14 protein-coding genes are annotated in these 13,421 nt (G+C 70.0%); 8 read left to right on the top strand and 6 right to left on the bottom strand.

Annotation, left to right across the window (positions count from 1 at the left end; genetic code table 11):
• Window positions 1-282: 282 nt before the first annotated feature.
• A complete protein-coding gene (locus AMYHA_RS20085; protein WP_034278111.1) occupies window positions 283-774 on the top strand; it encodes a cysteine dioxygenase in 492 nt (163 codons plus the stop codon).
• A gap of 6 nt (window positions 775-780) precedes the next feature.
• Here the strand turns inward: AMYHA_RS20085 and AMYHA_RS20080 are convergent, their stop codons facing one another.
• On the bottom strand, window positions 781-1,479 hold the full coding sequence (locus AMYHA_RS20080) for a pyridoxamine 5'-phosphate oxidase family protein (protein WP_051400112.1): 699 nt from the start codon (window positions 1,477-1,479) through the stop codon (window positions 781-783).
• Between the two features lie 77 nt (window positions 1,480-1,556).
• Here AMYHA_RS20080 and pdxR point away from each other — a divergent pair, with 77 nt between their 5' ends.
• Together pdxR and AMYHA_RS20070 are read left to right on the top strand one after the other, a co-directional pair.
• Window positions 1,557-2,966, top strand: a complete 1,410-nt coding sequence (gene pdxR, locus AMYHA_RS20075) for a MocR-like pyridoxine biosynthesis transcription factor PdxR (protein WP_051400111.1) — start codon at window positions 1,557-1,559, stop codon at window positions 2,964-2,966.
• Between the two features lie 11 nt (window positions 2,967-2,977).
• Window positions 2,978-4,096, top strand: a complete 1,119-nt coding sequence (locus AMYHA_RS20070) for a D-alanine--D-alanine ligase family protein (protein ID WP_034273523.1) — start codon at window positions 2,978-2,980, stop codon at window positions 4,094-4,096.
• Window positions 4,097-4,129: 33 nt separating this feature from the next.
• Here the strand turns inward: AMYHA_RS20070 and AMYHA_RS20065 are convergent, their stop codons facing one another.
• Together AMYHA_RS20065 and AMYHA_RS20060 are read right to left on the bottom strand one after the other, a co-directional pair.
• On the bottom strand, window positions 4,130-4,684 hold the full coding sequence (locus AMYHA_RS20065) for a DUF3515 domain-containing protein (protein ID WP_034273522.1): 555 nt from the start codon (window positions 4,682-4,684) through the stop codon (window positions 4,130-4,132).
• A gap of 19 nt (window positions 4,685-4,703) precedes the next feature.
• On the bottom strand, window positions 4,704-4,937 hold the full coding sequence (locus tag AMYHA_RS20060) for an Lrp/AsnC family transcriptional regulator (protein ID WP_034273519.1): 234 nt from the start codon (window positions 4,935-4,937) through the stop codon (window positions 4,704-4,706).
• Between the two features lie 170 nt (window positions 4,938-5,107).
• On the opposite strand from AMYHA_RS20060, the gene AMYHA_RS20055 reads away from it, so the two are divergent.
• The 3 genes from AMYHA_RS20055 (at window position 5,108) to AMYHA_RS20045 (ending at window position 7,338) form a co-directional block, all read left to right on the top strand.
• Entirely contained in the window at window positions 5,108-6,088 is a 981-nt protein-coding gene (locus tag AMYHA_RS20055) for a thiamine-phosphate kinase (RefSeq protein ID WP_034273516.1), read from the top strand.
• Window positions 6,089-6,153: 65 nt separating this feature from the next.
• A complete protein-coding gene (locus AMYHA_RS20050; RefSeq protein ID WP_034273513.1) occupies window positions 6,154-6,636 on the top strand; it encodes a GNAT family N-acetyltransferase in 483 nt (160 codons plus the stop codon).
• 24 nt (window positions 6,637-6,660) lie between these two features.
• The gene (locus AMYHA_RS20045) at window positions 6,661-7,338 is read left to right on the top strand and encodes a uracil-DNA glycosylase (protein ID WP_034273508.1); all 678 of its coding nucleotides are present in this window, start codon (window positions 6,661-6,663) and stop codon (window positions 7,336-7,338) included.
• 115 nt (window positions 7,339-7,453) lie between these two features.
• Here the strand turns inward: AMYHA_RS20045 and rpmB are convergent, their stop codons facing one another.
• Window positions 7,454-7,660: a 50S ribosomal protein L28 gene (rpmB, locus tag AMYHA_RS20040; RefSeq protein ID WP_034278105.1), complete on the bottom strand. Its 207-nt coding sequence runs from the start codon at window positions 7,658-7,660 to the stop codon at window positions 7,454-7,456.
• Window positions 7,661-7,937: 277 nt separating this feature from the next.
• On the opposite strand from rpmB, the gene AMYHA_RS20035 reads away from it, so the two are divergent.
• Together AMYHA_RS20035 and recG are read left to right on the top strand one after the other, a co-directional pair.
• A complete protein-coding gene (locus tag AMYHA_RS20035) occupies window positions 7,938-9,554 on the top strand; it encodes a DAK2 domain-containing protein (RefSeq protein WP_034273505.1) in 1,617 nt (538 codons plus the stop codon).
• Window positions 9,555-9,559: 5 nt separating this feature from the next.
• The gene (recG, locus tag AMYHA_RS20030) at window positions 9,560-11,713 is read left to right on the top strand and encodes an ATP-dependent DNA helicase RecG (RefSeq protein WP_034273502.1); all 2,154 of its coding nucleotides are present in this window, start codon (window positions 9,560-9,562) and stop codon (window positions 11,711-11,713) included.
• A gap of 17 nt (window positions 11,714-11,730) precedes the next feature.
• Here the strand turns inward: recG and AMYHA_RS20025 are convergent, their stop codons facing one another.
• Window positions 11,731-12,480, bottom strand: a complete 750-nt coding sequence (locus AMYHA_RS20025; RefSeq protein WP_034273499.1) for a FadR/GntR family transcriptional regulator — start codon at window positions 12,478-12,480, stop codon at window positions 11,731-11,733.
• Window positions 12,481-12,651: 171 nt separating this feature from the next.
• Complete coding sequence (locus AMYHA_RS20020) at window positions 12,652-13,419, bottom strand: 3-oxoacyl-ACP reductase (RefSeq protein WP_034273496.1); 768 nt, start codon at window positions 13,417-13,419, stop codon at window positions 12,652-12,654.
• Between the last annotated feature and the right edge of the window lie 2 nt (window positions 13,420-13,421).

Here is a 13,421-nt window from a genome sequence, read left to right as displayed (position 1 = left end):
GCGACGTTGTGGCGATCCGTATCACCAGACCGCCTCAAGATCCACTCGCTTCGGGGCTCGGCCTGTGCGCCGTGTCTCACTCCGTGGGCGCTGGCTTGACCGGCGCTGACGCACCTGCTTCGCTAGACGTCATGATCGAGCGTGCGCTGTTCTCGCGGCCGGGGATCGCCCGTGCCGCCGCCGCGCCGTGTCCGTGTCCTTGTTGTTGTCGGTGATCAGCCGCGCTTCGCGCGCGTACACCTTCTTCGCATTCCCACCGTCGTGACCAGCAAGGACCTCTCGATGTTCGCCGTTCCTGATAACACTGTCGCCGCCCCTGAGAACCCGGCGTTGCGCCACCCGGTGCGCGTCGCGCTTTCGTATGCCACCGACCGCGACTCCTGGCGGCACCTGCTCCGCTACGACCCCGACGAGCGGTTCGCCACGCTCATCGAGCGCACCGACACCGACGAGATCTGGCTGCTGAGCTGGCTGCCCGGTCAGCGCACCGACCTGCACGACCACGGCGACACCAGCGGTGCGTTCACCGTCGTCAGCGGCAAGCTCACCGAGGTCGTCGCGCGTGGTAGTGCGGTGGCCGAACCGGAAACCCGGCCCGAAGCGTTGGACATCCACGAACTGTCCGTCGGCCAGTCGCGGGTGTTCGGTCCCGGGTACGTGCACCAGGTGACCAACGTCGGGCCGGATCCGGCCGTGAGCATCCACGTCTACCGCTACGGCGGCAGAACGATGCGCTCCTACCGCGACGACGTGCGGGGTCCGGTGCTGGCCTGAGCGTGGTCAGTCCGCCGTGTCCGTGGCCGCATGCCCTGCCACCGGTGCGGCCGCGCGGGCTGTGACATGCGTGGGCACCGGCAGGTCCGTCGCGAGGTCGGCGGCGGGCTCCGGCGTGCCGAACATCTGCCGGACCGGCAGCACGCCTGCCCACACCGCGTTCGCCTCGACGTCTTCGGGGTCGTCGTTCGGGCCTTCGGCCCTGACCTTGACCGATGCCTCATGCAACGGCAGCGCCAGCACCGACACGGCGGCGTACTCCTTGTTGCTGACCCCGCGGGCGTGGTCCCACGACCCGGGCGCGAGATGCTCGGTGATCACCTTCAACCCGTGCAGCTTCTCGTCCCGCTCGGTGACCGGCCGGGCGCGGCCGTGCACGACGGCACTGCGGTAGTTCATCGAGTGGTGGTTCAGGCTGCGCGCGTAGACGATGCCGTCGACGTGTGTCACGGTGACGCAGATGTCGACGCCGTCGGGCGGCGTGCGCAGGCTGCGTGCCCCGGTCGAACCGTGCAGGTACAGCGTGTCGTCGTCGCGGCCGTACCCTGTCGGCAGGACGACGGGCGAGTCGTCGAGCACCAGCCCGATGTGGCAGACCAGCCCGGTGTCCAGCACGTCGTAGAGCGCGTGGCGCTCGAGCACGGTGCGGTGCTTGGTGCGGCCAGGGGTGCTGCGTTCGGTCGGAGACAGTGCGGTGGAGATCATGGCATCATCCTCGCCAGCCAAGTGGCATGATGGAACGGCCAATCTTTCCGTAAACGAGAAGTCCGCTTGGAGCTGGCATGACGGCCTACCCGGCGCGAGGCGGCGTGAACACCGGTGTCGGCACTGCCCTGCCGGTCGCGCTGGATCGGCGGTCCGGGGTTCCGCTGGCGGTGCAGCTCGCCGACGCGCTGCGCGACGCCGCCGCCACCGGGCACCTACGCGGCGGGGACCGGTTGCCGTCCACCCGCGCGCTCGCTGGGCGGCTCGGCGTCAGCAGGACCGTGACGTCGGCGGCGTACGAGCAGCTGCACGCCGAGGGCTGGATCGCGGGCAAGCACGGCTCAGGCACCTACGTCACCACCACGCCGCCGGCCGACGCGCCGCAGCGCAGTGCCATCCCGGAAGACGAAACCGACGGCGAGGACCTGCTCGCGCTGGTGCCCGGCGTCCCGTGGGCGGACGGCATCGAACGCGCCACGTGGCGCAGGGCGTGGCGGGCCGCCGCCGACACCCCGCCGTCGCAGCAGACCGAGCGCGCGGGTCTCACCGCGTACCGGGCGGCCATCGCCGAGCACTTGTTGCGGCACCGGGGTCTGATGATCGCTTCGGCCAGCGTGCTCGCCACGGCGGGTACCACCAGCGCCGTTGCCGAGCTGGCCTCCGCGCTGTTCCAGCCAGGCGACGTCGTCGCGGTCGAGGAACCCGGCTATCAGCGCGCGGTGCAGGTGTTCCTCGCCGCGGGGCTGCGGGTGGCAGGCGTTCCGGTCGACACCGATGGCGTTGTGGTGGATGCCATCCCAACGGGGGCCAAGGCGGTGTTCTGCTCCCCGGCGCACCAGTACCCGATGGGCAGCAGGATGAGCGCGACGCGGAGGGTGGCGCTGGTCGAGCGCGCCCGCGCCGAGGGATTCCTGGTGATCGAGGACGACTACGACGGTGAGCTGCGCTTCGACGTCGCCCCGTTGCCGCTGTTGGCGGGGCTCGCGCCGGATGTCGTGGTGCACCTTGGCACCACGAGCAAGATCCTCACCCCGACTCTTGGCGCTGGCTGGCTGGTCGCGCCACGCGGGGTCGCCGACACCGTGCTGACCTACCGTGACCGCACTGGAACCCGGCCGTCGCCAGCGGGGCAGCGGGTGTTCACCGAGTTCGCGCACAGCGGCGACCTCGGCAGGCACCTGCGGCGGGTGCGCAGGGAGATGTCCGAACGACGGCAATTGCTCGTCGGGGCGCTCCGGGAGGCGGGCATCGGCATGGCCGGGGACGACGCGGGCGCGCACCTCGTCGTCCCGCTGCGCTCGGCGGACGACGAGCGGGCGAAACTGCGTGCGGCGCGCCAGGAGGGCATCCTGCTCGACGGGCTCGCAAGGCACTACGCGGACGAACCGACCGCACACGGCATCGCGATCGGCTACGCTGGGTGTTCCCGCGAGGAACTGCACGAAGCGGTGGGTGTGCTCGTCAGCGTGCTCACCCGGCAGCGGTAGGGTCGGCGCTCATGAGCGAGGCAAATTCGGTGCCGCACGGACACAAAACGAGGGTCGCGGTCGTGTTCGGCGGCCGCAGTAGCGAACACACCATCTCGTGCGTCTCGGCGGGCAGCATCCTCGCCAACCTTGATCCGGAACGATTCGAGATCGTTCCGATCGGTATCACCCGGGAGGGCGGCTGGGTGCTCGGCGCCAGCGACCCGAAGGCGCTCGCCATCAGCGGCAGGACGTTGCCCTCGGTGGAGTCCGGCGACGAACTGGTGCTCGCGGGTGACCCGACCCGCCGCGACCTCGTCATGATCGGGTCCGGCGACGAGCTTCACACGCTCGCTGGGGTCGACGTCGTGTTCCCGGTGCTACACGGCGCGTTCGGGGAGGACGGCACCATCCAGGGCCTGCTTGAGATGGCCGAGCTGCCGTACGTCGGCGCGGGTGTGCTGGCTAGCTCCGCCGCGATGGACAAGGTGTTCGCCAAGAAGCTGCTCGCCGCGGAAGGGCTGCCGGTCGGCACCTACGCCGTGCTCGACCGCAACGCCGCCACGCTCGACGACGCCGAACGCGACCGCCTCGGGCTGCCGGTGTTCGTCAAACCGGCGCGAGCGGGGTCGTCCATCGGTATCAGCAAGGTCACCGACTGGGCGCAGCTCGATGACGCGATCGCGATGGCACGCGAGACCGATCCGAAGGTGCTTATCGAGGCCGGAGTCGCAGGCAGAGAGATCGAGTGCGGCGTGCTCGAGTTCCCCGACGGGAGGGTCGAGGCATCGCTGCCCGCCGAGATCAGGGTGCTCGCCGACGACGACTCCGCCTGGTACGACTTCGAGACCAAGTACCTCGGTGACGCCGCCGAACTGGACATCCCCGCCAAGATCGATGACGCCACCACCGAACGGCTCAGGGCGATGGCGGTGCGCGCGTTCGGCGCGCTGGACTGCGAGGGCCTCGCTCGGGTCGACTTCTTCGTCGGCGCTGACGGCGAGCTGACGATCAACGAGGTCAACACACTGCCAGGGTTCACAACGACGTCGGCCTACCCGAAGATGTGGGAGGTCACCGGCGTGGACTACGCGACGCTGCTGACCACGCTGGTTGAAACGGCGCTGAGCAGGGGAACCGGGCTGCGCTGACCGGCGCGCCAGATCCCGACGCGACTCCTGGCCTCACGGCCGAGGCGGCACCGCCGTCAGCTCCGCGTCGATGATGTCCGAGATCTCCTGCAGCGGGCCGGTGCCAGCGTCGGCGGGCACCGTCAGCGCGATGTAGGCCTTGCGGTCCACGGCGTACCAGGTCGTCGCGCCTTGATCAGTGACTGGTAGCCACTGCACGCCGTTGACCTGCCGCAGCTTGGCCGTCTTGGTCAGCGTGCCCGGCTTGGGGATGCCGCACCGCAGCACGACCGGATTCACCGCGCCCCAGGCGGCGGCACCCTCTGGCGCTGGGTCGGCCAACTCCCGGCGCGGCAACTGCTTGCCCGCGGACTCCAGCGTGTCCGGCAGCGCGCCGGTCAGGGTCGTGCACGCGGCAGAGCCTGACTCCGGCGCCGCGACGGCGACAAGCGGCAGCGGGCCTGTCGGCTTGTCCGCGTCGTCAGCGGAGGTGTCACCGCCGCCGGTGGCGATGCCGATGGCGACGACGGCGGCCACCAGCCCGAGGCCGAGCACGGCGGCGACGATGATCAGCGAGCGGGAGGGGGCGGCGGCATCCGGTTCAGACACGGCGTTACGAGACCACAGCTCAGAGATGCACCACGGGGCAGGTCAGGGTGCGTGTGATTCCGCTGACGTTCTGCACCTTCGCGACAACCAGTTGGCCGAGCTGGTCGACGTTCTCCGCTTCGGCCCTGACAATGACGTCGTACGGGCCGGTCACGTCCTCTGAGCTGGCCACACCTGGGATTTCCGCGATCTCGGCCGCGACCGAGGCGGCCTTGCCGACTTCGGTCTGAATCAGGATGTATGCGTTGACCACGGCGCGCCCTTTCGTCTGCGTCGGTCGGTTCAGTGTCCAATGTAGTGAGGCAGGATTGACGTGGATCGCCCAACCTACCGCAGCCATCGGCGGCTGGCAGCGCAGTGCCATCGCTGGCCGCCGTGTGCCAGCCTCGCACGTACCCACCCCGAGACTCCTGGAGGTCTAGCGTGCCGTCGCAGCAGGGACCAACCGAAGGCACCGTCGCGGAGATCGGTGAGTTCGGATTGATCGACTCGGTGACCCGGCATCGCAGCCAGCCGGAGCACACGCTGCTCGGCCCCGGCGACGACGCCGCCATCGTCGCGGCCCCGGACGGCAAAGTCGTGGCCAGCACGGACATGCTGGTGCAGAACGTGCACTTCCGGCTCGACTGGTCCAGCCCGGCGCAGGTCGGCAGGAAGGCGGTCGCGGTGAACCTCGCCGACGTCGCCGCCATGGGTGCGATGCCGACGGCGGTGCTTGTCGGGCTCGCCTGCCCCGGCGCGACCCGCACCGAACAGGTCACCGAGCTGGCCGACGGTATGTGGGAGGAGGCCGAACGCGCCGGTGTCGGCCTCGTCGGCGGGGACGTCGTCGCGGCCGAGGCGATCGTGATCAGTGTCACGGCGCTGGGCGACCTGCGCGGCACCGCGCCGGTGCGGCGTTCCGGCGCGCGGCCGGGCGAGATCGTCGCGATCAACGGCAGGCTGGGCTGGTCCGCCGCGGGGCTCGCCGTGCTCGGCAGGGGATTCCGTTCCCCGGTCAGCGTGGTCAACGCGCATCGCTACCCAGAGCCGCCGTACGCGGCTGGCCCCGAGGCGGCGGCGGCAGGCGCGACCGCCATGATCGACATCTCCGACGGTCTGCTCGCCGACCTCGGACACGTGGCCAAGGCGTCCAGCGTGGGCATCGATGTCGACTCCAACGCCCTTCCGGTGGACCAAAAGCTGATCGAGGTTGCCTCCGCGCTCGGTGCGGAGCCGCTGCGGTGGGTGCTCACCGGCGGTGAGGACCACGCGCTCGCCGCGACGTTCCCCAGCGCACAGCAGGTGCCGCAGGGGTGGCGGCGCATCGGTGTCGTCGCGGCGGCGGCCGACAGGGGAGTCGGCGTGACGGTCGACGGCAAGCCGTACGAGCCGGAGCAGGGCTGGCAGCACTGGCGCGGCTGAGCCGTCCGTCTCACCGTCGGAAAACCGGGCGAACTCGCGCACGGTCCTCGCGTACCCTCGTGCGAGTGGAATTCGCACCAGTGCCCTATGACCACCCCGACGCGACGAAGCTGATCGTCGAGGTGCAGCGGGAGTACATCATCCGCTACGGCCACGAGGACATCACGCCGGTTGATCCGGATGACTTCGCGCCGCCGCGCGGCCGGTTCTTCGTCGGGTATCTCGACGGCGCGCCGGTAGCCTGCGGCGGTTGGCGTTGCCAGGACGGTCCCGAACCCGAGTACACGCCGGGCGATGCCGAGATCAAGCGGATGTACGTCGCTGATTCGGTGCGTGGCAATGGTTACTCGCGTGCTCTGCTCGAGGTCATCGAGCAGAGTGCCCGTGACGCTGGCAGGAAGCGGATGATCCTGGAGACCGGCACCGAGCAGCCTGAGGCGATGTCGCTGTATGAGTCGTCCGGGTATCACGCCATCCCTCGGTTCGGCGCCTACCGCGACGACCCGTGCAGCCGCTGCTACGCGAAGGACCTGCCGCAGTCGGCGTGAAGCGGCGCGCTAGGCTCAGGCGGCATGGCAGCACGGCCCCTCGAAGAGATCGTTGAAGCAGGCTGGGCGACGGCCCTCGAACCGGTCGCGCCCAAGATCGCGCGGATGGGAGAGTTCCTGCGCGCGGAGATAGCGGCGGGACGCACCTACCTACCGTCGGGGGAGAACGTGCTGCGGGCGTTCAAACAGCCGTTCCACGACGTCAGGGTGCTGATCGTCGGCCAGGACCCGTACCCGACGCCTGGCCATCCCATCGGGCTGTGCTTCGCGGTCGCGCCGGACGTCCGGCCGCTGCCGAAGAGCCTGGTCAACATCTTCAAGGAGTACTCGGACGACCTCGGCCACCCGCTGCCGTCCAATGGTGACCTCACCCCGTGGACCGAGCAGGGTGTGCTGCTGCTGAACCGAGCGCTGAGTGTGCAGCCAGGCAAGCCGAACTCCCACCAGGGCAAGGGGTGGGAAGAGATCACCGAGCAGGCCATCCGCGCGCTCGCGACGCGAGACGAGCCGCTGGTCGCGATCCTGTGGGGCAGCAACGCCCGCAAGCTCAAGCCGCTGATCGGCGCGGACCGCTGCATCGAGTCGGTGCACCCGAGCCCGCTGTCGGCGCACAACGGCTTCTTCGGTTCCCGCCCGTTCAGTCGTGCCAACGAGTTGCTGGAAAAGCAGGGTGCGGCCCCCATCGACTGGAAGCTGCCCTAGCGGCAGCACCCCACACACGCGAAACCCCGGCGTGACCAGGTCACGCCGGGGTTCGTCAGTTCGCGCTCTCGCGCCGCGCTGATATCGGTTCGAACCTGCGAGCAGTGCTCACACGTCAGACCGCGGTGCGGCTCACACGGGTCACTTTGCCAGCCTTCAGGCACGAGGTGCAGACGTTCATGCGCTTCTTACCGGAAAGACCGATCTTGGCGTGAACAGTCTGAATGTTGGGGTTCCACCGGCGGTTGTGGCGCCGGTGGGAGTGCGAGACCGACTTGCCGAAGCCCGGCCCCTTACCGCAGACGTCGCACACGGCAGCCACGTCGAACACTCCTTAGATCAGGGAAAGAAATGTGCAGGCCCGAAACGCATCGGGCGACTCGGATAGGGTATCCGGTGCGGTCTCGCCGGGCGCACCGGGGTCGATAGGCTTGCTGAGCACAGGCTACGAGACGTCCCTCCCGCACGGGTAGATCGGCAGGTCGGACGCGGTTCCGGCGCCGCACTGGGCGCCGGCGCGAGCGACCCAGCCGGTACGGACGACACAGCAGGCACAGAAGGCACACGGTGGCGACTCAGGCAGAGGTTCCGAGGTAGGTATGCGGGCTGTTGACGCGGCTGCGGTGCGGGAGTGGGCGACGTCCTGCGTCACCGTGCTCGACGCGCTGCGCGCTGACATCGACCGGATCAACATCTACCCGGTGCCGGACTCCGACACCGGCTCCAACCTGCTCTACACCGTCACCGGCGCACGGGACGCCCTCATGCTGCACGGACCGGGCAATCCGGACGACGGCGCTGGTGCGGCGCTCGCGGTGTTCGCGCGAGGCGCGGTGCGGGCAGCGCGCGGCAACTCCGGGGTGATCCTGTCGCAGCTGCTGCGGGGCATCGCGGATTCCGCCGGGGACGCCGCCGTGGTCGACGCCCCCGGCCTCGCCGCCGCCCTCGCCCAGGCGGAGCGCACAGCGACGACCGCTGTCGCCCGGCCGGTGGACGGGACGATGCTCACCGTGCTGGCTGCCGCCGCGCGCGCCGCGGAGGAGGCAACGGAAGGCGGCGTCGCCGCCGTCGCGGAGGCAGCGGCGGATGCGGCGGCCGAGGCGCTCGTCGAAACCCCGCGGCAGCTCGCCGTGCTCGCGGACGCGGGCGTCGTGGACGCGGGCGGACGCGGCGTGCTCGCCGTGCTGGATGAGCTCGCCGGTGTGGTGGCTGGCAGGCCGGCCAGGCAGCGCCCGGAGTTCGCGGGCAGCGCGGACCCGGTGCCGTCGCAGGGCAGGCTCACCGAGAGCTCCCAGCCGTGGGAGGTCATGTACTTGCTCGACGGGATGTCGGACATGGCCCTGCCCGAGTTGCGGGATCGGCTCAGCTCGCTTGGCGACTGCGTCACCATCGCTGGTGACGGCGCTGGCAGCCACGCCGTCCACGTGCACTGCGCGGACATCGGCGCGGCGCTCGAGGCTGGGCTGGACGTCGGCAGGCCGCGTGACGTGCGGGTGGAGTCGCTCGCGGTGGCTGGCGGCTCGCTGCTCGGCGGCAGGGCCGTGCTCGCCGTCGTCCACGGTCGCCCGTTCGCCGAGCTGTGCCGCCAGGAGGGTGTGCGGGCGCTGGCGTGCGACAGCCGCACCCCGCTGAGCATCGACCGGGTCATGCGTGCCGTCACCGAGCTGCGTGCGTCGCACGTCGTGGTGCTGCCCGCTGGCGCGGAGACGACCGGCGTCGTCGAAGCCGCGACCGAACGCGCGGTGACGGCTGGCAAGGACGTCGTCGTCATCCCGTGCGCGTCGCCGGTGCAGGTGCTCGCCGCGATCGCGGTGCACGACGTCGAGCGCAGGGCCGCCGACGACGTCGTCGCGATGGCCGAGGCCGCCGCCGCCACCCGCAGGGGTGAGCTGCTCGTCGCCGCCGAGGACGCGATGACCTGGGTGGGCCGGGTGCACGCGGGTGATCTGGTCGGGTTCGTCGACGGCGAGGTGATGCTGATCGAACCGGGAGTGTCGGTGCCGTCGGCTACCGTAGCCGCGGACGCGGCGATGAGCGTGGTCGAACGGATGTTGAGCGCGGGTGGCGAGCTCGTCACCCTGCTGCTCGGCGCCCGGGCGCCGGAGGGGATCGACGCCGCCGTCGCCGAACGGCTCGCGCGGGCGCATCCCGAGGTCGAATTCGCCGCGTACCAGGGTGGACAGACCGAGTCGATGCTGACGTTCGGAGTGGAGTAGCAACCGTGGCCACGCTGCGCGACGACCTCAAGTCGCTGATCGGGACACGATCGGCGAACTTGCTTGCCAAGACGATGGAGATCACCACCGTTGGGGAGTTGCTGCGGCACTACCCGCGCCGCTACTCCGATCGCGGCGCGTTGACCGAGATAGCCGGGCTTGAGCAGGGCGAACACGTCACCGTGATGGCGCGGGTTGTCAACGCCAACGTCCGCACCATGCGCAACCGCAAGGGCAGCATCCTCGAAGTCACCATCACCGACGGCAGCAAGCAGCTGCGCTGCGCGTTTTTCAACAAGGCCAAGTTCCACGCACAGCGACTGCGGCCGGGCAAGACCGGCCTGTTCGCCGGCAAGGTGTCCGAGTACCGGCGGGTGTTGCAGCTCGCGCACCCGGAGTACGAGCTGCTTGACGACATGAGCGCGTCGTCAGTCGACGAGTTCGTCAGCGAGATCATCCCGGTGTATCCCGCCGCGGAGGGGATGCAGTCCTGGGTGATCGCGCGTTGCGTGCGGCAGGTGCTCGACATGGTGGAGATCGACGACGACCCGATGCCGCCAGAACTGCTCGCCACGCGCGGGCTCGCCAGCCTCGACGCCGCGCTGCGGCTGATCCACCGGCCGCCGGACTTCGAGTCGCTCGACGTCGCCCGCGAGCGGTTGAAGTGGGACGAGGCGATGGCGATCCAGCTGATCTTCGCGGAGCGCAGGATGTCGGCGGTGTCTCGTCCCGCGCCCGCCTGCCCGCCGGTGTCCGGCGGGTTGCGGGAGGCGTTCGACGAACGGTTGCCGTTCACCCTCACCGACGGGCAGCGGGAGGTCGGTGAGGACATCGCGGCGGATATCGCGCAGGACCATCCGATGAACCGGCTGCTGCAGGGCGAGGTCGGCAGCGGGAAGACCGTGGTGGCGCTGCGGGCGATGGCGCAGGTCATCGACGCGGGCAAGCAGGCAGCGATGCTCGCGCCCACCGAGGTGCTCGCCGCCCAGCACGCTCGCTCACTGCGGGAACTGCTCGGCGACCTCGGCTGCGCCGGGGAGCTGGGTGCGGCCGATGGCGCGACGAGGGTGGCGCTGCTGACCGGCTCGATGACGGCGAAGCAGCGCAAACAGGCGTTGCTGGACGCGGCGAGCGGCGCGGCGGGGATCATCGTCGGCACCCACGCGCTGATCCAGGACACCGTGTCGTTCGCTGATCTCGGGCTGGTCGTCGTCGACGAGCAGCACCGGTTCGGCGTCGAACAACGGGACGCTCTGCGGTCGCGGGGTGCGGACTTCACCAGCCCGCACGTGCTGGTCATGACCGCGACGCCGATCCCGCGCACGGTGGCGATGACGGTGTACGGCGACCTGGAGATCTCGGCGCTACGGGAGCTGCCCGCGGGCAGGTCACCGATCAAGACGAGCGTGGTGCCCGCCGCGGAGAAGCCAGCCTGGCTGGAGCGGACATGGCAGCGCATCGTGGAGGAGGTGCGCAAGGGCCACCAGGCGTACGTGGTGTGCCCGAGGATCGGTGACGAGCCACCCTCGAACAACGGCGAAGGCAGGCCCGCGATCTCGGTGCTCGACATGGCCGCCGAGCTGGAGAACGGTCCGCTGTCCGAACTGCGCGTCGGGGTACTGCACGGCAGGCTGGCCGCCGAGGATAAGGACGCCGTGATGCGGGCGTTCGCGGCGGGCAAGGTCGACGTCCTCGTGGCGACGACGGTGATCGAGGTCGGCGTGAACGTGCCGAACGCGACCGCGATGGTGATCATGGACGCCGAGCGGTTCGGGCTCTCTCAGCTGCACCAGTTGCGCGGCCGGGTCGGCCGGGGCGACGTTCCTGGGCTGTGCCTGCTGGTCACCGAGACGCTGGCGGGCACGGCCGCGCGAGAACGACTGGCCGCCGTCGAGTCGACGCTGGACGGCTTCGAGCTGTCCCGCAAAGACCTGGAACTACGCCGGGAGGGTGACATTCTCGGCGCGGCACAATCCGGCAAGCGTTCTGGCCTCAAGCTGTTGTCGTTGCTGGCTGACGAGGACATGATCGCCGACGCGCGAGAGGCGGCGTTGCGCATCGTCGCCGACGACCCATCGCTTGGTGGCCACCTCGGCCTCGCACACCTTGTCACCGACTTGATCGACCCGGACAGGGCGGACTTTCTTGAGAAGAGCTGAGGCCGGCTCCGGCTGCCTCAGGCGAGGAACCCGCGCAGCAGTGACGCGGTGCCTGCCGCGTGCTCTGCCATCGCCTGTCGCGCGGCGTCCTGGTCACCGGCGATGATCGCCTCGACGATGGCGGCATGCTGCTGGTTCGAGTGTTCGATGTTGCGCGTCAGTAGCGGGATCGCGTCGAGCAGTTCGTTGAGCCGCATCCGCGCGTCGGCGACGGCGGATGTCAGTGAGGATGAGCCGCTGAGCTCGGCGATGGCGAGGTGGAACCGGGAGTCGAGCCGCCGGTAGCTGTCCAGCGTCGCCCCGCCGCACTCGTCGAGCCTGCGCCGCAAGTAGTCCCGCTCCGTGTCGGACAGCTCGCGCGCCGCGGCCGCCTCCGCCGCGCCCACCTCGAGGACGTAGCGCAGGGTGAGGGCGTCGTCCAGCCCGTCGCCAAGCTGCCTCGCCATCCGCTTGAGGTCGCGCTTGCGCGGCCGTGGCGGCGTGCGGCTGACGAACGTGCCGCCGTAGCGGCCCCGGCGCGACTCCACGTATCCGGCTTGCGCCAGCGCGCGGATCGCTTCCCGCAGCGTGACCCTGCTGACGTTGAACCGGGCGGCGAGGTCTCGCTCGGCAGGCAGCCGCTCGCCGGGATCGACCACGCCGAGCCGGATCGTTTGCAGCAACCGCTCGACGGTCTCCTCGAAGGCGTTGCCCGCCCTGACCGGCCGGAACAACGCATCGACGGTGCCTGCCGACTCGAGCGGGGTCGCCTCTTGACTGCTCGCCACGGCGGCCTCCGGCCCTCAATGGTTCATGGTCTGACACCACGAAATTACCAAGTAGACCGGAAGTCAGTCGACTGGCTCACTCGTTTGACCTGCCAGTTCGGCTTACTTCCTGTCGGAATGGAATCTACCGGCACAGTACGGATGGTGGCCGGACCGCCGGATGAGCCGCGCTTACAGCGGGGTGACGTAGGCGCTGGAGATGCCGCCGTCGACAAGGAACGTGGACGCGGTGATGAACGAGGCATCGTCGCTGGCCAGGAACGCCACCGCCGCGGCGATCTCCTCCGGCTCGGCGAACCGGCCCATCGGCACGTGCACCAGGCGGCGCTCCGCCTTCTCCGGGTCCCTGGCGAACAGCTCCTGCAACAGCGGCGTGTTGACCGGGCCGGGACACAGCGCGTTGACGCGGATGCCCTCGCGGGCGAACTGCACGCCGAGTTCTCGCGACATCGCGAGCACGCCGCCCTTGGACGCGGTGTAGGAGACCTGCGACGTCGCGGCGCCCATGACAGCCACGAACGACGCGGTGTTGATGATGGAGCCCTTGCCCTGCCGCCGCATGTACGGAATGACCGCCTTACAGCACAGGTACACCGAGGTGAGGTTGACGTCCTGCACCCTGCGCCAGGCGTCGAGATCGGTGTCGAGGATCGAGTCGTCGTCCGGCGGCGAGATGCCCGCGTTGTTGAAAGCGATGTCGATCGCGCCGTAGCTGTCGTCCGCCGCGGCGAGCAGGTTCGCGACGTCGGTCTCGCTGGTGACGTCGGTCGGCACGAACAGCCCGCCCACCTCGTCGGCGGCGGCCTTGCCCGCGCCCGGGTCGACGTCGCCGATCACGATCGTCGCGCCGTCCGAGGCGAGCCTGCGCACGGCGGCGAGGCCGATCCCGCTCGCGCCGCCGGTCACCACGGCCACCTTGCCGTCGAGTCGCTGGGTCATGG

This window comes from Haloechinothrix halophila YIM 93223 (genome assembly GCF_000504245.1).
Classification (GTDB): Bacteria; Actinomycetota; Actinomycetes; order Mycobacteriales; family Pseudonocardiaceae; genus Haloechinothrix_A; species Haloechinothrix_A halophila.
The sequence above is the reverse complement of the archived record's forward strand: the minus strand, read 5'-3'. Positions and strand labels throughout refer to the sequence as shown.

Coding starts and splice junctions, on each gene's coding strand:
- AMYHA_RS20070 (WP_034273523.1), top strand. CDS start 2,978: ATGAGCGAGGCAAATTCGGTGCCGCACGGACACAAAACGAGGGTCGCG.
- pdxR (WP_051400111.1), top strand. CDS start 1,557: ATGACGGCCTACCCGGCGCGAGGCGGCGTGAACACCGGTGTCGGCACT.
- AMYHA_RS20045 (WP_034273508.1), top strand. CDS start 6,661: ATGGCAGCACGGCCCCTCGAAGAGATCGTTGAAGCAGGCTGGGCGACG.
- AMYHA_RS20035 (WP_034273505.1), top strand. CDS start 7,938: ATGCGGGCTGTTGACGCGGCTGCGGTGCGGGAGTGGGCGACGTCCTGC.
- AMYHA_RS20085 (WP_034278111.1), top strand. CDS start 283: ATGTTCGCCGTTCCTGATAACACTGTCGCCGCCCCTGAGAACCCGGCG.
- AMYHA_RS20080 (WP_051400112.1), bottom strand. CDS start 1,479: ATGATCTCCACCGCACTGTCTCCGACCGAACGCAGCACCCCTGGCCGC.
- AMYHA_RS20020 (WP_034273496.1), bottom strand. CDS start 13,419: ATGACCCAGCGACTCGACGGCAAGGTGGCCGTGGTGACCGGCGGCGCG.